The sequence below is a fragment of the Saccharothrix sp. NRRL B-16348 genome (assembly GCF_001280085.1).
Taxonomy (GTDB): domain Bacteria; phylum Actinomycetota; class Actinomycetes; order Mycobacteriales; family Pseudonocardiaceae; genus Actinosynnema.
This window is the reverse complement of record NZ_LGED01000226.1, coordinates 1-19,264: the sequence shown is the minus strand read 5'-3', so window position 1 is coordinate 19,264 and position 19,264 is coordinate 1. Positions and strand designations below refer to the sequence as shown.

Sequence of the window (19,264 nt, the reverse complement as noted above, 5' to 3'; positions counted from 1 at the left end):
ATCTTGGGGGTGGCCGTGCAGCGGCAGGCGTGGGTGGCCGGTGTGGTGACCGTGGTCAGCATCGGTGTCGCGGTCACGGTCAACCTGCTGACCTCGGGCTGGAGCTGGCTGGTCTTCGCCGTCCTGGCCCTGCTGGCGGGGGTGTGGGTGGCGCTGGAGGTCTGGCGCGCCGCACCGCGGCGAGAGGTGCGCGGAGGGGCGGTCGTCCCGGCGGGCGTGGACGGTTTCGTGCCGCGGCCGGAGCTGACCGACCAGATCGTCCGGGCCCTGCTGTCCGGCGGCAAGGGCCGGGTCGGGATCACCACGACGCTCGCCGGCGCGGGCGGTTTCGGCAAGACCACGCTCGCCGCGTGGGTGCTGCGCGTGCCGGAAGTCGAGGAGGCGTTCCCGGACCGGTACTGGGTGACGGTGGGGCAGGAGATGCGGGGCGCCGCGCTCGCCGACGCGGTGAACGACGTCATCGGGCAGGTCACCGGCAACCGGCCCGGTTTCACCAGCCCCGAGCAGGCGGGGCTGCACCTGGGCGTGCTGCTCGCGGACCGCCGGCCCGCGCCGTTGCTGGTCGTGGACGACGTGTGGACCACCGAGCAGCTGCGGCCGTTCCTCGACGCCGCCCGCAGCTGCACGCTGCTGGTCACCACCCGCGTGCCTGACCTCCTCGCCGCCGCCGACGCCCAGGCGATCCGGGTCGACCAGATGAACCCGACCCAGGCCCGCGACCTGCTCGGCGACGGCTTGGCCGGGCTGTCCGACGACCTGCGCGAACGGCTGCTGGACAGCACCGGCCGCTGGCCGCTCGCCCTGCGGCTGGCCAACTCCGCCCTGCGCCGCACCGCCCGCGACGGCGGCGACCTCGCCGAGGCCGCCGAGCGCCTGGTCCGCCGCCTCGACGACCTGGGCCCGACCGCGCTGGACGTCGCCGACCCGGCGGGCCGGGAACGCACGGTGGCCGCCACCCTGGAGTCGTCGTTGGGCGCGCTCGGCGACCGCCGCGAACGCGCCCTGGAGCTGGCGATCTTCCCCGAGGACACCGAGGTCCCGTCGGACGTCGTGGCCCAGCTGTGGCGCGCCACCGCGGGCTTGTCGCCCGACGACAGCGAACGGCTGTGCCAGGAACTGGTCGAGCTGTCCCTGGTCGAGCGCGGCGGCGCCAAGATCCGCCTGCACGACGTGATCCGCACCTACCTGCGCCACGAATGCGGCCCCGACCGCCTGACCTCCCTGCACCGGGGACTGCTGGACCAGGCGGCCACCGCGCTCCCCGCACCGGGCGGTCCCGTGCCGTGGTGGACGCTGCCGCCGTCCTCGGGGTACCTGTGGCGCTGGCTCTCCTACCACCTCAACGGCGCCGGTCGCGGCGCGGAACTGGCGGAGCTGGCCACCACCCCCGGCTGGGTGCTCGGCAAGCTGCGCAGGCTGGGCCCGGTCGCCGTCGCCGAGGACCTGGCCCTGGTGGCCACGGACCTGGCCCGCGAACTGGCCCGCGTCCTCGACCAGATCGGCCACCTCCTGGTGCCGGGTGAACTCGACCACGCCGTGGTCAACGCGCTGGCCCACCGGCTGCCCGACTTCCCGGCGTTCGACGAGCTGCGCACGGCCGCGCTGGCGGAGGTCGCGGACCACCCCCGGCTCACCCCGTGGCGCCCGCTGCCCGACCTCCCCGACCCGGCGCTGAACCGCGTCCTGGTCGGCCACGACCACGTGGACCGGATCTTCTTCGCGCCCGACGCGACGTGGCTCGCGACGGTGGGCGGCGACGGCATCCGGGTGTGGCGGCCGTCGACCGGGCAGCTGCTGCGGGTCGTGCCGGCGGCCGGCTCGCGCTACTACAGCTCGTCCTGCGCCCTGTCACGGGACGGGCGGACGCTGGCGGTCAGCACCCTGAGCGGTGTGATCCGCTTCCTGGACACCACTACTTGGGAGTACCTGGACACCCGCCTCGACAAGGGCTCCCACTGGCCGGAGGTCTGCGGCTTCGTCGACGACGGCAGGTCGCTCGTCACCGAAGGCGACAAGGACCGGCTGGTCGTGTGGGACGTCGCCTCGGGCAGGCGGAGCCGGGTGGTGAAGCCGAAGGCGACGCCCCGGGGTTGCGCCGACCTCGGCGGAGGCCGCGTGCTCGTGGTCCACGACGAAGGGCTGGAGGTGCGCGACCCCGACGGCGCCGTGGTGGCCTCCGCTCCCACGTCCTGGGGTTCGGTCGGGCAGCCGGTGGTCAGCCCGGACCGCCGGTGGGCCGTCGTGCCGAGCGAGGACGGCCTGCTCGTGTGGGACCTGGCGAACACCGACCACCCCCCGATCACCCGCCACGACCACGTGAACCTGTCGGCCGCGGCGTTCTTCCCCGGCGGGGGCAGGCTCGCGACCGGCGACGACACCGGCCTGATCGTCCTGTGGGACACCGCGGGCTGGCGCCCGGTGGCGTGGATCCCCACGCACGCGGGCGAGGTCGGCGACCTCGCCGTGTCCGCCGACGGAGTCCTGGCGTCGCTGGGCAGCGACTCGACGGTGCGGCTGTGGAACCCGGACCGCGCGGGCGAGGGCGACCCGCCCAGCCGGACCTCGGCCATCCCGGACTTGTGCGCCGCCGCGCCCGACGGCTCGTGGATCGCGTTCGGCCTGGGCAACCGGCTGCACGTCGCGAACCCGAGGACGTGGGCGCCGCTCTTCACGCGCGACCTGCCCGGAGAGGCCGACGGCATGGCGGCGTCGCCCGACGGCACCCGGCTGGTGGTCGCGCTCGGCGGGACCCTGCACGCGGTGGACGCCAAGACCTGGGAGATCGACACCGCGTTCGACCGCGCCCGGTGGGTGGAGTCGTTGCAGGACCTCGTGTGGTCGCCCGACGGCACGATGCTGGCCACGGTCGCGGACGACCGCGTGCTGCGGGTCCACGACAGCCGGGACGGACGCGTGCTGGCCGAGTTCCGGCTCGACGGGCAGCTGAAAGCCGTCACCTGGGTGGCGGCGGACCGGCTGGTGGTGGTCGGCAGCCGCGGGGTGTGCTGGTTCGCCTACACCCCGAGGACGGCCTGAAGTCCGCCTGGACCGGGATGCCTGTGCGGCAAGCCGACCGGCCCGCTACGACGACTCGCCGGCGGGGGAGCGGTGGACGTCGGCGTGCTGCCGCCACGGCTGAAATGGTGATGCGCGGAACCGGACGTTGTGGGCACGATCTACCGGTGTCGAACCTCGACGGAGAACTGATCGAGCTGCGCCGGGCGATCCACCGCCGCCCCGAACTCGCGGGCGAGGAGCGGGAGACGGCCGGGTTGGTCGCGGAGCAGTTGCGCGCGGCCGGGCTCGAGGTGACGACCGGCGTCGGCGGGCACGGGGTCGTTGCGGTGCTCGACGGTTCCGCGGACGGTCCGACGCTCGCGTTCCGGGCGGACATGGACGCCGTCGACGCGCGGAGGAACGTGCTGCCCATCCCGCACTCGGGCCGGGTCTTCGACGAGGGCTTCGCCTCGCGCGTCCCCGGCGTCGCGCACCTCTGCGGGCACGACCTGCACACCGCGATCGGCGTCGGCGTCGCCCGTGCGCTGGCCCAGGGCTCCGAGCCGGTGCGCGGCCGGCTGGTGTTCGTCTTCCAACCGGCCGAGGAACCCTTGCGGGGTGCGCGCGCGATGCTCAGGACCGGCCTGGTGCAGGGGCTCGCGCCGCGCGAGTTCTACGCGCTGCACTGCAGCCCGTTCCCCACCGGCACCATCGTGGTGTCCCCGGGCCACGGCCTGCCCGGGCTCGACCACGTCCGGATCGTGCTGCCGGGCGGCGACGAAGCAGCCGCCGCCGCGCTCGCGGCCGAGGTGGCGGACCTCGGCACGGTCGCGTTCCCGCGCAGCGTCGCCGACTACAACGCGCGCTTCAACGCGTTGCTGGAGCCCGAGATCGCCGCGTCGATCCAGGAATCCGTGTCCGTCTCCCAGTGGACCGAGCAGACGCCCGACGCGCAGCCCGCCGTCAACGCGCTGCTGCGCGTCTGGCCGCAGGAGCGGTACCCGGAGCTGCGCGCGCAGGTCGAGCGGCTCGCGGCGGCCGCCGGCGGACGTGTCGAGTTCGCCGGCGATCCGTTCCCCGCCATGGTGAACTCGGTGGAGCTCGGCACGGCGGCCGGCCGGCACCTGAACGCGGCGCTGGGGCCGGAGTCCGTCCTGTGGGGCCGGGCGTCCTGGCCGTTCAACTGCGAGGACTTCGCGCTGTTCCTCGACGAGGCGCCGGGCGCGCTGTTCTACCTCGGCGTCGCGGACGCGGAGTCGGGGATGAACGGCGCGCCGCACACCCCCGACTTCGCCGCCGACGAACGCGCGATCGGCCACGGCGTGCGCGCGATGGCCGGACTGCTGACCGATCGGCTGGCCGCCGGGTCGACCGGCGACACCGCCGCGCACGGCTGACCTCTCGTAGGTCCGAAGTGGACTGTCGGCGTCCCTGTCACGCCGGCACGGGAAGCGCGGGCCGGTGGTCGGCCTGCGCGGTTCGGGCCATCCGGGCGGCGATGACGATGACGAGCACGAACGCGGCGAGCGCGGTGAGGGTGCGCACGACGTTGAAGGTCTCCCACCGCTGGAGCTGCGTCGCGTAGTCGGCCGGTGGTGTGGTGACGGCCCACACCTTGATCCGGCCGTTGATCGGCACGTTGCCGAAGCGGGTGATCAGGAAGGAGGCCACGGCCAGCGCGCCGGCCGCACCGGCGAGGTGCCGGTGCGTGCCGCGGGCGAGGACGGCCAGGGCGACCGAGCTCAGCGCGGCCAGCCCCATCGTGGTCTGCATGACCGGGCCGTTCATCTGCATGAGCGCCGAGTGGAAGGTCAGGCGCACGTCGAGCGGGACCACGTTGAACGTGGTCGCCACGTTGACCGCGCCGTAGCCGAACGCGCCCGCGAGCAGGCCGGTGGACAGCAGGGCGAGCCCGGTGACCAGTCGGATGGGCATGAGGAGCTCCTTGGTTGTGCGACAACGACTTCGGGGATCTTCAGGACGTGGTGGGCTCGGCCGCCGCGGCGGCGATGTCGGCGAGCATGCGGGCGCGGTGGTCCGGGGAGATGACGCGGCCACGGGTGAGCACGGTGTGGATGCGGGTGGTGTTGCGGATGTCGGCCAGCGGGTCGGCGTCCAGCACGACCAGGTCGGCGAACTTGCCGGGCGTCACCGTGCCCAGCACGTCGTCCAGGCCGAGCATGCGCGCCGGTTCGACGGTCGCCGCTCGCAACGCCTGGAGCGGGGAGAGCCCGGCACGCACCAGCGCGGCGAGTTCGTCGTGCAGGCTGAACCCGGGGATGACGAACGGCATGTCGCCGCCGTCGGTCCCGGCGACGACCGGCACGCCCGCTCGGGCCAGTTCGCCCACGAACGCCAGCCGGTGCTCGAGCAAGGCGTGGCGCTGGGCGGTTTCCTCCGGTGTCCAGCCGGCCTTGACGACGTTCTCCAGCGCCCAGCGCCAGCCCTCGACCACCGCCGCCGGCACGTACTTCAGCCGCTCGTCGCCCGCCACGACCTCGTCCGGCCGGTCCAGCACCCGGTACACCACGAGGGTGGGGACGATCCGGGTGCGGTTGCGGGCCAGCGTGGCGAACACCGCCGCGGCCTTCCTCGGGCTGTAGCCGCGGACCGCGTCCCACTCCAGGCGGTGGATCTCGTGCATCCAGGTGACGTAGTCGCCCCGGCCGATCGTCAGCCCGGCGATCCGGGCGCGCAGTTCCTCCTCCCGGTCGGACGTGTCGTACCAGGTCGAGTACAGGTGTTCGACGCTGCGCTGGCCCGCCGCACCGGCCGCGCCGAGCGGGACCGCGTCCGGGCAGTGCCCGGCGAACGGCATCCCCCGCCGGCGCGCCTCCTCGGCGATCACGCGGTACAGGTCGGCGGACAGCCGCGAGTACACCTTCACGAAGTCCGCGCCGTCCCGTTCGGCTTGCCGCACCGCCTCCCGTGCCTGCGCCTCGGTGGCGACCTCGACGAAGGACGCCGGGTCGCCGATGGTCGGTGCGCCGTCGACGATCCGGCCGGCGATGACCGACCGCGGCCCGAGCAACTCGCCGCGATCGACCCGGTCGCGCCACTCGTGCAGCAGCGCCGAGCCGGACATCTCCCGGACCGACGTGATGCCGTTGACCAGGTACAGCGGCGGGGAGATCCGCTCGGCGGGAATGCTGTGCACGTGCGCGTCCCACAAGCCGGGGATCACGAACTTCCCGGGCAGGTCCAACACCCGCGCACCGGCCGGCACCCGAACCGCGCCCCGGCGGCCGACCGCGACGATGCGCTCGTCGCGGACGAGCACGGTCATGTCGCGCCGGGGCGGGCGCCCGGTGGCGTCGACGACCGTCACGCCGGTCAGCGCCACGGCACCTTCGCCCGACGCCGCCGCGGCCCGCCCGGCGGGCACGGCCGCCGTCCCCGCGGCCACCATCACCACCCCGGCCCGCAGCACATCGCGACGACCAACCCCACCTCTTAAGTCTGACATGCTGTCCAACTTAACGGTCCTTGCTAATCTTGACAACGTGTCCGAGATAACGACTCCCCGGCGTCGGCGGCGCCGCTCCGACGCCGACCGCAGCGCGAACGCGATCCTGTCGGCCGCGAAGGCGGTTCTCGCCGCTCAGCCCCACGCGAGCGTCGAGGACGTCGCCGCCGCGGCGGGTGTGAGTCGGCAGACGATCTACGCCCACTTCAAGACCCGTGAGGCGCTCGTCGGCGCGGTGGTCGACGTGATCACCGGCGAGGCGGTCGCCGAGATGGACGCCGCACGCCTGGACGAGGGCTCCGCGGCCGACGCGTTGCTCCGCCTCCTCGACGCGAGTTGGCGAACGCTCCAGCGCTACCCACTGCTGCTGGGCACCGCCACCACCGCGGTCGACGCCGACGCCGACCACGCCCGGCACCAACCGGTCGTCGACCACCTCGACCGGCTGCTCACCCGGGGCCGGCTATCCGGCGAGTTCACCGACGACGTCCCCACGCCGTGGCTCGCGACCGCCGTCATCGCACTCGGGCACGCCGCCGGAGACGCGGTGAACGCCGGCCGGCTGTCACTGCCGGACGCCACCGAAGCGCTCGCCAGGAGCGTCCTGCGCGTCTGCGGCGTCGACCCGGCCACGATCGCCGACCACGTCCGCGGCCCGGAGAACTGAGCCCGGGTCAACGAATCCCCTCACGCACCTCCGGTCGCCGACACGGCCGCGCACAGCAAGGTCGCGTACTGCTCGTCGGTGAGGTCACCCCGTGCGTAGGCGAGCACGACCTCCTCGAACGACCCCGGCACGGTCGTCACCGGGTCGCCGGCCGGTGGCGCGGGCCAACTCCGCTCCCGAAAACGCCGCGCCACGGTGTCCAGGTCCAGCGCGCCCTCCCGCAACGCGGCGAGCAGGTCGGCGACCTCGCTCACGGCCCCTGGTCGACCAGGACGGGCGGCAGCTCGGTGGAGTCGTAGAAGTACCAACGGTCGTACCGCGGCTTGGTCGCCTCGAACGCCTTGCGGTTCACGCTGCCCCACTCCGCGTCGGCGTGCTTGCGGACGAACGCGGTGGGCACGTGCCGCCCCTCGCACCGCGCGCCGTTGCGGTACCGCTCGTAGCCGACGCGGTGCCGGTGGTCGACCCGCCGCACGCTCACCTCGATCGGCACCTCCAGGAACATCGCCGCGACCTCGTCGTACCCGGCGTCACGCAGCGGCGCGACGCGCTGGTCCACCGCCTCCACCGACGACATCGTGGTGTCCCAGATGACGTTCTTCCGCTCCCGGTACGCGCGGTCCGCGACCATCCGCGTGATGAGCGAGGCCTCCTTCTGGATGAGGTCCGCGGTCTCCATCGGCGCGAACCCCTCGAGGTCGGGGATCATCCCGCGCTCGCACATCACCTCCTTGGCGTCGTCGGAACTCAGCACCAGGTACTTCGACATGTCGATGAACGGGCTGCTCGTCAGCACGGTGGTCTTGCCCGCGCCCGGCAGCCCGCCGGTCAGCACGGCCAGGCCCTCGTCGGGCGCCTCGTCACCCTTGGCGTACAAGGCGTCGGCGGCGAGGCGCTGCTCGATCACCCGCGCCGGGAACCAGTGCACGCCGTCACCGTTCACGGTGTACAGCACATCGGTCGTCCGCCCGTCCCGCTTCGCCTGCTCCACGGCGGCGTCGAGGGCTTCGACGTGCGCCGCCCACTGCTCGTCGGTGAGGGGTTCGACGGCGGCGGACGCGACCGAGGGCGCGGCGACCAGCGCCGTCGCGGTCAGGACGGCGAGCAGGACCCGGAACGCACGATTCAGCACAGTCGACATGCTGGCCGCGGCCGGGCGACGGTCGCAGCGCGAACGGTCGGGACCACTCGTCCTGGTGACACGGGGCCCGCGCGGCCGGGTTCAGTCGCAGGGCACGGCCGGGCTGCCCAGCGTCGCCACCGGCGCGCCGGCGGCGAGGCCGGTCAGCGTGATCGGCACGCGCACGCAGTTGTCGCCCTCGTCGAGCTCGCGCAGCCGGTTGACGGGGTCGACGCGGGTGACGAGCGCGTACGTGCCGTCCGCCAGACCGCTGACCTCGATCATCTGGTCGGGCAGCGCCCACCAGTACTCGTCCGCCCAGCCCCGGGCGATGCCGTTCTTGAACGCGTCGACGCCGGGCGGCGAGTCCGGTTCGGGGTCCAGGCAGCGGGGCGCCGGGTAGGTCTGCGGCGCGTTGCCCTTCCGGTCCCACCACGCCAGTTCCGTGTCGGCCATGCAGAAGCCGTTTTTCTTCCCGGTGGCCGCGGGGGAGGTCCCGGTCGGGCGTCCGTCGGCGTCCACCGCCCACAGCTCGGACACGGAGAAGTCCTCGAAGTGGTAGTGGGAGTGGATCGCGTGGTAGTGCATGGCGCCCACGGACGGGACGTCGGTGAACGTGCCGTCGGAGCGGTGGACGCGCTGGGCGCCGGGCACCTCGTCCGGCCGCTGCCCGGCGGGCGTGCGGTAGCGGACGTCCACCGGGCCGTCGCCGGTGTTGGCCATGGCCTGACCGAACCGCAGGCACAGCCGCGCGTCCCGCTCCTCGACCTCGCTGCGGAAGCACGACGAGCCCGGCTCGGCCGCGTCGCCGAAGAACGGCGGCGGGGTGTCGAACGTCGCGAACCGCTGCGGCAACGCCTCCAGGTCGGGCAGCAGGTCGCGCGGCTCGGGCTCGGCGCGGGAGTCCTCGTTCTCGACCAGCCCCTCGTACCGGACGGTCCGGGACGCCAGCTCGGGCACGAACGGGTTCTGGAACACGTAGACGGTGTAGCGGGCGGTGGTCTTGGGCAGCCACACCGAGCGCGACGTGCCGATCTGCGCGTCGGCGAGGGCGACCCGGCGACCGCCCTGGTAGACGGCGAAGCCCAGGCTGTCGTCAGGCGTGGCGCCGACCGCGCGGATCGCCAGCTCGACCCCGCCGGGCCGGTCGCGCAACCGCGCGGGCAGCCGCACCGCGACGTCGGCCCGGTCGCACCCCACCGGCCGGCACTCGGGCACGTCCCGCACCCGCGGATCGTCCTGGACCACCCACCCGCGCCAGGACGCCGACCGATCCGAGTCGACCACCACGCCGGGACGGTCCGCGGCCGCGGGGACCGCGGCGGTCAACAGCGACACCAACACCGGCACGACCACGCCTGCACCCCTCATACCGGCCAGCTTCGCGTGGCCGTGCGGCGACTGTCAGCCCGTGCACCCCGATCGGGCGCGCCGCCGTTCGGGGAGACCACCTCATCCGGTCACTTCCTCCGCCACCTCCGATCGCCTTTGCTGAACCGGAAACTTCCGGTTCGGGGACGGCGTGGTGCCGACTACCGTCAGCGCACGTGAGCATTTGTGGGCGGGCGTGGCGATTACGAGTGGTGGCCGGTGTCGTCGGGCTGAGCGGGTGGCTCGTCGCGTGTTCGGGCTCCGCCCAGTCCGCGGACACAGCGGACACACCGGAGGCCGCGCTGGCCGCGCTGGCCCGGGCGACCAACGACCAGGACGACGACGCGATCAAGAAGCTGGTGTGCGCGGAGAAGTGGCGTGAGCAGTACACGTTCCGGAGCACGCTGGCGGAGTTGGCCGGGGTGGATCCGAGACTGGCCGACGTCGAGTACCGGGTCCAGGCGGGCGAGGTCCGCGACAAGACCGACACGACGGCCACCGGGGTACTCGAACGGCTGCCGACCAAGGGCATGCCGGACGACCTCTCCGCCGAGGCGGACGCCGCGCTGGACAGCATGGCCGCCCCGCTGCCGATCGGGCTCGTCCGGGCCGGTGACGTGATCAAGCTGATCGTGGAGAACGGCGCCTGGGTCGCCTGTTAGCCCGGGCCTCGGGCAAGTCGTCAGTGGGAGCCGGTGAGCTGCCCGGTGAGCTTGCTGTGCAGCTGCTCGCTGTGCGGGTTCAGCCCGACGATCTCGACTTCGACGCCGCGTGCGGCGAACTTGGCGGTGACGGCGTCGAGGGTGGCCACCGCGGAGCTGTCCCAGACGTGGGCGCCGGACAGGTCGACGACGACCTTGTCGACGTCCTCCGCGTAGTCGAACGAGTGCATGAGTTCGTTGGTGGAGGCGAAGAACAGCTCGCCGGTCAGCGCGTAGACGCGGATGCGGCCGTCGGGGTCCAGGACGCTGGAGACGTCGACCAGGTGGGCGACGCGGCGGGCGAAGAACACGGCGGCGAGGAGTGCGCCGGCGATGACGCCGAGGGCGAGGTTGTGGGTGGCCACCACGGTGCCGACGGTGACGACCATGACGGCGGTCTCGCTGCGTGGCGCGCGGCGCAGGCCGGAGGGCTTGACGCTGGACCAGTCGAACGTGCTGATCGACACGAAGACCATCACGGCGACGAGCGCCGCCATCGGGATCAGCGAGACGACCGGGCCGAGGGTGTAGACCAGGATCAGCAGGAACACGCCGGCCGACAGGGTCGACAGCCGGGTGCGGCCGCCGGACTTGGTGTTGATGATCGACTGGCCGATCATCGCGCAGCCGGCCATGCCGCCGAGGAAACCGGTGGCGACGTTGGCGATGCCCTGCCCGCGGACCTCCACCCCCTTGTCGGACGGGGTGTCGGTGAGGTCGTCGAGCAGTTGCGCGGTCAGCAGCGACTCGACCAGGCCGACGACGGCCAGCGTGAGGGCGTAGGGCGCGATGATCGTCAGCGTCTCGATCGTGAACGGCACCATCGGCAGGCCGAAGAACGGCAGCGCGTCGGGCAGGTCGCCCATGTCACCCACCGTGGGCACGCCGATGTGCAGGAACACCGTGAGCGAGGTGACCACCACGATCGCGACCAGCGGCGACGGGACGACCTTGGTGAGCTTCGGCAGCAGGTAGATGATCGCCAGGCCGAGCGCGGCCAGCGCGACGACGGGCCAGCCGCCGCCGGTGATGTGCGGGATCTGGGCGGTGAACAGCAGGATCGCCAGGGCGTTGACGAAGCCGACCATGACGGTCCGGGGCACGAAGCGCATGAGCTTGTGCACGCCGACCAGCCCGAACACGACCTGGAACGCGCCGGTCAGGATCGTGGCGGCGAACAGGTACTCCACGCCGTGGTCGCGCACCAGGGGCACCAGCACCAACGCCATCGCGCCGGTGGCGGCGGAGATCATGCCGGGCCGCCCGCCCGCGAAGGCGATGATGATCGCGATGGTGAACGAGGCGTAGAGGCCCACCTTCGGGTCGACGCCGGCGATGATCGAGAACGACAGCGCCTCGGGGATCAGCGCCAGGGCGACGACGAGGCCGGAGAGCAGGTCCGCGCGGGTGTTGGCGAACCAGTTCACGCGGACGCGCGAGAGCAGGGTGGGACGTGCGGGCGCCTCGTGCGAGGACAATCGACACCTCGGGGACTTGTCGCGAGCGGGCGAGGGCGGCTCGCGCGGTGAACAAGGGGGCAGCGCCCGACCGAGTGCCTGCCTCGTGGCGAGCCGGGGAGCGGGGTTCGTGACGGGCCGCGGCTTCTCCGGCGCAACCTCGGCAACCCTACCCTGACGTCACTGTTGGTCCCGGATCGGGCGGACCGGTCGTGAGGAAGCTCTCCGCACGTCACGGCCCGTCGACCTGGACGTGGTCCCCGCGCCGGACCAGGACGACTTCGACCGCATCCCCGGTCCGCCCCCGCCGCACGGACCGGGAGCGTGCCGCCGCGCACGCCGCCGTGCGGGAACGGCTGCGGGCGGGCGGCGGACGCCTCAGGCCTCGATGACCACCGGGATGACCACCGGCCGACGGCGGTGGGTCCGGTACGCCCAGTTCTGCACCTCGCGTGCGATGAGCCGTTCGAGTTCCTCGAAGTCGGTGACGCCGCGTTCGTTCGCGCCGACCAGCGCCTTCTCGATCGCGGGGATGGCGGGGGCGAAGGTGGAGGCGTCGTGCTCGAAGCCGTGGGCGATGAAGTCCGGCGGTTCGGCGAGCCGGCGGGAGTCGATGTCGACGATGGCGACGACGGTGATGACGCCTTCCTCGCCGAGGGTGCGGCGCTGGGCCAGCGAGGCCTCGGTGACGCCGCCGACGGTCTGCCCGTCGACGTAGATGTTGTGGATCTCGACCTTGCCGGTGACGCGGGCGCGGCCGTCCTGGAGGTCGATGACGTGGCCGTTGGCGGCGATCGGCACGCGGTCGCGGTCCACGCCGGTCTTGATGGCCAGTTCGGCGTTGGCGCGCAGGTGTCGTGCCTCGCCGTGCACGGGCAGGACGTTGGACGGCTGCACGATGTTGTAGCAGTAGACGAGTTCGCCGGCGCTGGCGTGGCCGGAGACGTGGACCTTCGCGTTGCCCTTGTGCACCACGTTCGCGCCGCGGTCGGTCAGGCCGTTGATGACCCGGTAGATGGCGTTCTCGTTGCCGGGGATCAGCGAGCTGGCCAGCAGGACGGTGTCGCCCTCCTCGACCTGGATCGAGTGGTCGCCGCCCGCCATGCGGGACAGGGCGGCCATCGGCTCGCCCTGGGAGCCGGTGCACACCAGGGTCACCAGGTGGGGAGGCATCCGGTCCATGCGCTTGATGTCCACGACCAGGCCGTCGGGCACCTTGAGGTAGCCGAGCTCGGTGGCCACGGCCATGTTGCGGACCATGGAGCGCCCCACGAAGGCGACCTTGCGGCCGTGGGCGTGGGCGGCGTCGAGGACCTGCTGGATGCGGTGCACGTGGCTGGCGAAGCTGGACACGATGACCCGGCGCGGCGTGGTGCGGAACACCTCGTCGATGGCGGGGGCCAGGTCCTTCTCGGCGGTGGTGAAGCCGGGCACGTCGGCGTTGGTGGAGTCGACCAGGAACAGGTCGACACCCTCCTCGCCGAGGCGGGCGAAGCCGCGCAGGTCGGTGATCCGGCCGTCCAGCGGGAACTGGTCCATCTTGAAGTCGCCGGTGTGCAGCACCAGGCCGGCGGCGGTGCGGATGGCGATGGCCAGGCCGTCCGGGATGGAGTGGTTGACCGCCAGGAACTCCAGGTCGAACGGGCCGCGTGCGAACCGCTGCCCCTCCTTGACCTCCACCGTGACCGGCGTGATGCGGTGCTCGACGAGCTTGGCGGCGAGCAGGCTCAACGTCAGGCGCGAGCCGATGACGGGGATGTCGGCGCGTTCGCGCAGCAGGTAGGGCACGCCGCCGATGTGGTCCTCGTGCCCGTGGGTCAGCACGACCGCGACCACGTCGTCCAGCCGGTCGCGCATCCAGGTCCAGTCGGGCAGGATCACGTCCACCCCGGGCTGGTGCTCCTCGGGGAACAGCACCCCGCAGTCGACGACGAGCAGCTTGCCCTCGTGCTCGAACACGGTCATGTTCCGGCCGATCTCACCGAGCCCGCCGAGGGCGATGACGCGCAGCGCGCCGGGGGTGAGGGCCGGGGGAGGGGTGGAGGTTCGAGCCATGGTCACACCCTCACGTTACGTGAGGGTGCTCGGGTCCGAACAGCCGGCCCGGGTTCGGGGCGCTCAGCCGCGGGGCAGGTGGGCCCGCAGGGTGCCCGCGAAGTCCTCGGCGATCCGCAACTGGGCGCGGAGTTCGTCGCAGCGCTCCTCGGCCGTCGTGTGGAACCGCGCGAGGCGGTCGAGGTGCTTGTCGCGGTCCTCGTCCTCGGGGGCGGAGAGGGCGTCGAGGATGGTCAGCAGCTCGCGCATCTCCTCCAGCTGGAAGCCGAGCGGCTTCATGCGCTTGATCACCTGGAGGCGGTCGACGTCGGGCTCGGTGTAGAGGCGGAACCCGCCCTGGCTGCGGGCGTTCGGCACGACCAGGCCGACTTCCTCGTAGTAGCGGATCGTGCGCAGCGACAGGCCGGTCCGGTCGGCCACCTCGCCGATCTGCATCTGCCCGCCCACAAGATCCCTTCCGACTCCGAATAGGTTCGACCATTGTGGCACCCGGTGCGGCACGACCGGAGGCTACCGTAACGTGAGGGTAGATTTTGTGGAATCCGCCGAGCCCAGGAGAACGCGAATGACCACCGCAGGTCCGGTGACGGCCTCACCCGCCGATGTGCTGCGGGAGGCGGATCGGCGGCGCACGTTCGCGGTGATCAGCCACCCGGACGCGGGCAAGTCCACGTTGACCGAGGCGCTCGCCCTGCACGCCAGGGTGATCTCCGAGGCGGGCGCGGTGCACGGCAAGTCCGGCCGGCGCGGCGTGGTGTCGGACTGGATGGAGATGGAGAAGGCGCGGGGCATCTCCATCACCTCGGCGGCGTTGCAGTTCGCCTACGGCGACGCGGTCGTCAACCTGCTCGACACGCCCGGCCACGCCGACTTCTCCGAGGACACCTACCGGGTGCTCGCGGCCGTCGACTCGGCCGTGATGCTGCTGGACGCCGCCAAGGGCCTGGAACCGCAGACGCTCAAGCTGTTCGACGTGTGCCGGCACCGCGGCATCCCGGTGATCACGTTCGTCAACAAGTGGGACCGGCCCGGTCGCGACGCGCTGGAGCTGTGCGACGAGCTCGTGGAGCGCATCGGGCTGCAACCGATGCCGTTGACGTGGCCGGTCGGCGAGGCAGGCCACTTCCGGGGCGTGCTGGACCGCCGTGACGGGCAGTTCATCCGCTACTCGCGCACGGCGGGCGGCGCCACGGCGGCCGGCCAGCAACGCCTCGACCCCGCCCGCGCGGAGGCCGAGGAAGGCGCCGACTGGACGCGTGCGGTCGAGGAGGTCGACCTGCTGTCCGCCTCCGGCGGTGACTTCGACCTGGGCCGCTTCCTGAACGCGTCCGCCACGCCGGTGCTGTTCGGCTCGGCCGTGCTCAACTTCGGCGTGAAGCACCTGCTGGACCTGCTGGTCGACCTCGCGCCGCGACCGACGCCGCGCCCGGACGTCGACGCGCGGCCACGCGGGCTCGACGCGCCGTTCTCCGCGTTCGTGTTCAAGGTCCAGACCGGCATGGACCCCTCCCACCGGGACCAGATCGCCTTCGCCCGCGTCTGCTCCGGGGTGTTCGAGCGGGGCATGGTGGTCACCAACGCGACCACCGGCAAGCCGTTCGCCACCAAGTACGTCCAGCAGGTCTTCGGGCAGCAGCGCTCCACGCTGGACACCGCGTTCCCGGGCGACGTGATCGGCCTCGTCAACGCCCACTCGCTGCGGGTGGGCGACACGCTCTACACCGACCGGCCCGCGGTGCGCTTCCCCGGGCTGCCCAGTTTCGCGCCCGTGCACTTCGCGGTGGTCCGCCCGGCGGACCTGAGCCGGTCCAAGCAGTTCCGCCGGGGCATCGAGCAGCTCGGGTCCGAAGGCGTCGTGCAGATCCTGCGCTCGGCGCGACGCGGTGACGGCGCGCCCGTGTTCGCCGCCGTCGGACCGATGCAGTTCGAGGTCGCCGCGCACCGGCTGGACGCGGAGTTCAAGTCGCCCGTCCGCCTGGAACGACTGCCGTACACGGTGGTGCGGCGTCTGCCCGACCCCGCCCACCGGGCCGTCGTCGACAGCCGCGGCCACGAGGTGCTCACCCGCGAGGACGGCACCCACCTGGCGCTGTTCACCGACTCGACCGCGTTGGCCGTCCTGCGGCGCCTGCACCCCGAGGTGTCGCTGGAACCCCTCGTCGCGGGCACGGACTGACCTGCGGTCCGGCAGGCGCGTCCGGCTAGCGGCGCGCCTGCCGCGCCGGGTCGGGGACCTGGGCGATCAGGTCCTCGGGCGCGGACAGGCGCCAGGCCTCGAAGACCAGCTCGGCCAGCTCGTCGGCCTCGATGCCGGCCAGCTGGACGACCACCCAGCCGAAACCGCCGGACGTGAACTGCTCCTCGAAGACGTCCGGCCGCTCGGCGACCAGCGCCTGCTGCTCGGACAGCAGCTGCTTCAGGCCGACGGTCTGCGTGCGCGGCCAGTAGTAGCCGAAGCGCTTGCCGCGCACGCTGAACGAGCTGTAGTCGCCGCCTTCCGCGCGCTGGACGTCGACGAGCGCGTCCACCACCCGGAAGAACTGGTCACTGCTCACTGCCACTGCGTCCCCCACGGAAGTCGTGGCCCACAGTGTAGGGCGGCACGGACTTGAGGGAGACCACCGCCGCGACCACGCCCAACGCGGCCAGCACGGTGAACACGGCCGGGTAGCCGCCCAGCGTCCCGGCGAGCGCGGTCGCGGCCCACGGCGCCACGGCGGCCGTGATCGTCAACGGCGCGTGGAGCACGCCGCTGAGCTGCCCGTAGTAGGTCGTGCCCCAGCGGTCGGTGACGGCGGTGGCGTGGATGAGCGTGAAGGCACCCCGGACCACACCCGCCAGCACCGCGGCGGCGATCAGGGCGAACGCCGGTCCCGGGACCAGTCCCAACAGGAGGGTGGTGGCGGCCGCCGCGAGCAGGGCACCGGCGGTCCTGGCCTTCACCCCGGATCTCGCGACCAGACGCCCGTAGGCGAGACGTCCGAGGACCTGTCCGACGCCGCCCAGGCCGAGCGCCCACGCGGCGGTGGTGGTGGAGAGGCCGCGTTCGGCGAACAACGGCACCATGGCGACCACGATCGCGTACACGGCCAGCGCGCCGATGCTCATCGACACGACGAGCAGCACGAACGGGCTGCTGCGCACGATCGTGGTCGGCCGACGGGTGTCCGAGGTGGCCGGGTGGTCGGGCCACGGCAGGCGGAGGCCGAACAGGTGCGCGGGCACCGTGAGCACGGCCAGCACGGCGCCGAGCACCAGGTAGGTCTGCCGCCAGTCCAGGTGCGCGGCCAGCAGGGCGGTGAGCGGGGCGAACACGGTGCTCGCCAGCCCGCCCGCCAACGTGACGACGGTCAGCGCGGCCACCCGGCGTTCCGGGCCGTGCCAGCGGGTCAGGGCGGCGAACGCCGGCTGGTACAGCACACCGGCCATGGCCACGCCGACCAGCACCCAGCCCGCGTAGAACCAGGGCAGCGACCGCGCCGACGCGACCACCGCCAGCGCGCCGACGGCCAGCAGCGACCCGATCGTCATCACCACGCGCGGCCCGTGCCGGTCGAGCAGCCTGCCGACCGGCACCCCGACCACCGCGCTGACCAGCTGCGCCACCGAGAACGCGCCGATGACCGCCGTGCCGGACCACCCCGCGTCCGCACCGATCGCCGGCGCGAGCACCGGGAAGCCGTAGAACAGCACGCCCCAGCCGGTGATCTGGGTCAGGCACAGCACCACCAGCACGCGGCGCGGCCCGGCGTGTCCCCTGAGCACGCCGGGCCGCGCGAGTTCAGCTCCGGGCACTCGGGGCGGTGAGCGTCAGTTCCGCCACCGGCGCGGCGCAGCAGCCGCCGCCGGAGGACGTCGGCTCGACGTCGAACACGCCGGACCCGCCGCAGACACCGGTCTCGGGCAGCGTCAGCTCGACCTCGGCGGCGGACTCGTGGTCGCCCGCGATCTCGGCGGCGACGCTGCGGACCTGTTCGTAGCCGGTCAGCGCGAGGAACGTGGGCGCGCGCCCGTAACTCTTCATGCCCACCAGGTACACGCCGGGCTCCGGGTGCCGCAATTCATTTGCGCCGTGCGGGTAGACCGAGCCGCAGGAGTGGACGTTCGGGTCGACCAGCGGCGCCAGCCTGGTGGGGGCCTGCAGCACGGGGTCCAGGTCCAGCCGCACCTCCGACAGCCACGAGTGGTCCGGCCGGAACCCGGTCAGCGACACGACCTCGTCCACCGCGTCGAGGCGGTGCCCGTCCTCCGACACCAGCACCAGGCGCTCGCCGTCACGCTCGACGGCCGCGGTGCGGAAACCGGTGACCACCTCGACGTGCCCGGCCTTCACCGCCGCCCGCGCCCGCAACCCCAACGCGCCACGCGCAGGCAGCTGGTCCGCCTCGCCGCCGCCGAACACTGCGCCGACCGTGCCGCGGCGGAGCAGCCAGGTCACGTGGGTGCCGGGGTGCTTGTCCGCCAGGTCCGTCAGTGCGATCAGGGCGGTGAGCGCGGAGTGCCCGCTGCCGGCCACGGCGATCCTCTTGCCCGCGTACCGGGCCTGCTCGCCCACGACGTCCGGCACGCGGTAGCCGATCCGGTCCGCCGCTTCCCGCTCTCCGGCGGCCGGCAGCCCGTCGCCGCCGAGCGGGTTCGGTTCGCCCCACGTTCCCGAGGCGTCGATGACGGCCCGTGCGGTGATCCGTTCGCCGTTGTCGATGTGGACGGTCAGGGGTTCGGTGTCGCGGCCGGAGTCCACGACGCGGTCCCGGCCGCGGCGGGCGACGCCGACCACGCGGGCCTTCACGCGGACGTGGTCGCCCAACGCCTCGGCCAGCGGCACCAGGTACTCGGCCGCCCACTGCTCGCCGGTCGGGTAGCCGTCGGTCGGGTAGCCGTCAGGGTCGGGCGCACGCCACCCGGTGGGCTCCAGCAGTCGGCGCGCGGCCGGGTCGACGAGCTCGGACCACTGCGAGAACAACCGCACGTGCCGCCACTGCGCCACCGCCGCGCCCGCCTGCGGGCCCGCTTCCAGCACCAACGGCCGCAAGCCGCGTTCCAGCAAGTGTGCCGCCGCCGCCAACCCGACCGGTCCCGCCCCGACCACGACCACAGGAAGCTCGTCCACCAGAAACCTCTTTCATCGGCGACCCTCGATCGAACAGTGGGCAATGTATCGAGTAGTCTCGATGGATGCAACCATCGGTACTTGTCGATACTCTGTGCCCCATGACGACGACGCTGCCCGCCGTGGGCCTCGCGCCCGAGGACGCCTCGACCTACGCCGAGTGGTTCGCCTGCCTGGCCGACCCGACCCGCGTGCGCCTGCTGCACACCGTCGCCACCCACCCCGGCGAGATCACCGTCGGCGCGTTGACCGAGGCCGTCGGGGTCAGCCAGTCCACCTGCTCGCACCACCTGCGCAAACTCGCCGACGTGGGCTTCGTC

17 protein-coding genes are annotated in these 19,264 nt (G+C 72.9%); 6 read left to right on the top strand and 11 right to left on the bottom strand.

Annotated elements, in window-relative coordinates; genetic code table 11:
- The first annotated feature begins 9 nt into the window (after positions 1-9).
- Together ADK67_RS33425 and ADK67_RS33420 are read left to right on the top strand one after the other, a co-directional pair.
- Positions 10-3,036, top strand: a complete 3,027-nt coding sequence (locus ADK67_RS33425) for an NB-ARC domain-containing protein (protein ID WP_053720552.1) — start codon at positions 10-12, stop codon at positions 3,034-3,036.
- Positions 3,037-3,182: 146 nt separating this feature from the next.
- Complete coding sequence (locus ADK67_RS33420) at positions 3,183-4,394, top strand: M20 metallopeptidase family protein (RefSeq protein ID WP_197289736.1); 1,212 nt, start codon at positions 3,183-3,185, stop codon at positions 4,392-4,394.
- A 37-nt stretch (positions 4,395-4,431) separates the two neighbouring features.
- On the opposite strand, the gene ADK67_RS33415 is transcribed toward ADK67_RS33420, so the two are convergent.
- Together ADK67_RS33415 and ADK67_RS33410 are read right to left on the bottom strand one after the other, a co-directional pair.
- Positions 4,432-4,932 (bottom strand): DUF1772 domain-containing protein, encoded by a 501-nt coding sequence (locus ADK67_RS33415; protein ID WP_053720551.1) that lies wholly within the window; start codon positions 4,930-4,932, stop codon positions 4,432-4,434.
- A 40-nt stretch (positions 4,933-4,972) separates the two neighbouring features.
- On the bottom strand, positions 4,973-6,463 hold the full coding sequence (locus ADK67_RS33410; RefSeq protein ID WP_053720550.1) for an amidohydrolase family protein: 1,491 nt from the start codon (positions 6,461-6,463) through the stop codon (positions 4,973-4,975).
- A gap of 37 nt (positions 6,464-6,500) precedes the next feature.
- Between ADK67_RS33410 and ADK67_RS33405 the strand changes: the two genes are divergently transcribed.
- Complete coding sequence (locus tag ADK67_RS33405; RefSeq protein ID WP_269436087.1) at positions 6,501-7,130, top strand: TetR/AcrR family transcriptional regulator; 630 nt, start codon at positions 6,501-6,503, stop codon at positions 7,128-7,130.
- Positions 7,131-7,150: 20 nt separating this feature from the next.
- Here ADK67_RS33405 and ADK67_RS33400 read toward each other — a convergent pair whose 3' ends face one another.
- The 3 genes from ADK67_RS33400 to ADK67_RS33390 form a co-directional block, all read right to left on the bottom strand.
- Positions 7,151-7,384, bottom strand: a complete 234-nt coding sequence (locus ADK67_RS33400; RefSeq protein ID WP_053720549.1) for a hypothetical protein — start codon at positions 7,382-7,384, stop codon at positions 7,151-7,153.
- Entirely contained in the window at positions 7,381-8,262 is an 882-nt protein-coding gene (locus ADK67_RS33395) for a zeta toxin family protein (protein WP_053720548.1), read from the bottom strand. The genes ADK67_RS33400 and ADK67_RS33395 overlap by 4 nt, the downstream gene beginning before the upstream one ends.
- 90 nt (positions 8,263-8,352) lie before the next feature.
- Positions 8,353-9,621, bottom strand: coding sequence for a lysyl oxidase family protein (locus ADK67_RS33390; RefSeq protein WP_082404213.1), 1,269 nt, complete (start codon positions 9,619-9,621; stop codon positions 8,353-8,355).
- A gap of 176 nt (positions 9,622-9,797) precedes the next feature.
- Between ADK67_RS33390 and ADK67_RS33385 the strand changes: the two genes are divergently transcribed.
- Positions 9,798-10,283: a hypothetical protein gene (locus ADK67_RS33385; RefSeq protein WP_157621047.1), complete on the top strand. Its 486-nt coding sequence runs from the start codon at positions 9,798-9,800 to the stop codon at positions 10,281-10,283.
- A 20-nt stretch (positions 10,284-10,303) separates the two neighbouring features.
- Here the strand turns inward: ADK67_RS33385 and ADK67_RS33380 are convergent, their stop codons facing one another.
- The 3 genes from ADK67_RS33380 to ADK67_RS33370 form a co-directional block, all read right to left on the bottom strand.
- Positions 10,304-11,800 (bottom strand): SulP family inorganic anion transporter, encoded by a 1,497-nt coding sequence (locus ADK67_RS33380; protein WP_082404211.1) that lies wholly within the window; start codon positions 11,798-11,800, stop codon positions 10,304-10,306.
- Between the two features lie 357 nt (positions 11,801-12,157).
- On the bottom strand, positions 12,158-13,834 hold the full coding sequence (locus tag ADK67_RS33375; RefSeq protein WP_053720589.1) for a ribonuclease J: 1,677 nt from the start codon (positions 13,832-13,834) through the stop codon (positions 12,158-12,160).
- A 63-nt stretch (positions 13,835-13,897) separates the two neighbouring features.
- Positions 13,898-14,269, bottom strand: coding sequence for a MerR family transcriptional regulator (locus ADK67_RS33370; protein WP_053720588.1), 372 nt, complete (start codon positions 14,267-14,269; stop codon positions 13,898-13,900).
- Positions 14,270-14,399: 130 nt separating this feature from the next.
- On the opposite strand from ADK67_RS33370, the gene ADK67_RS33365 reads away from it, so the two are divergent.
- A complete protein-coding gene (locus tag ADK67_RS33365) occupies positions 14,400-16,010 on the top strand; it encodes a peptide chain release factor 3 (protein ID WP_053720545.1) in 1,611 nt (536 codons plus the stop codon).
- 25 nt (positions 16,011-16,035) lie between these two features.
- Here ADK67_RS33365 and ADK67_RS33360 read toward each other — a convergent pair whose 3' ends face one another.
- From ADK67_RS33360 to ADK67_RS33350, 3 genes are read right to left on the bottom strand one after another with little or no spacing between them, the layout of a single operon-like run.
- On the bottom strand, positions 16,036-16,395 hold the full coding sequence (locus ADK67_RS33360; RefSeq protein ID WP_053720587.1) for an MmcQ/YjbR family DNA-binding protein: 360 nt from the start codon (positions 16,393-16,395) through the stop codon (positions 16,036-16,038).
- Positions 16,379-17,629: an MFS transporter gene (locus ADK67_RS33355; protein ID WP_231648458.1), complete on the bottom strand. Its 1,251-nt coding sequence runs from the start codon at positions 17,627-17,629 to the stop codon at positions 16,379-16,381. Before ADK67_RS33355 ends, ADK67_RS33360 begins: the two co-directional genes overlap by 17 nt.
- The gene (locus ADK67_RS33350; protein WP_053720544.1) at positions 17,616-18,944 is read right to left on the bottom strand and encodes an FAD-dependent oxidoreductase; all 1,329 of its coding nucleotides are present in this window, start codon (positions 18,942-18,944) and stop codon (positions 17,616-17,618) included. The genes ADK67_RS33355 and ADK67_RS33350 overlap by 14 nt, the downstream gene beginning before the upstream one ends.
- Before the next feature lie 101 nt (positions 18,945-19,045).
- Here ADK67_RS33350 and ADK67_RS33345 point away from each other — a divergent pair.
- The coding region (locus ADK67_RS33345; protein WP_157621045.1) for an ArsR/SmtB family transcription factor at positions 19,046-19,264 on the top strand (219 nt) is incomplete at its 3' end.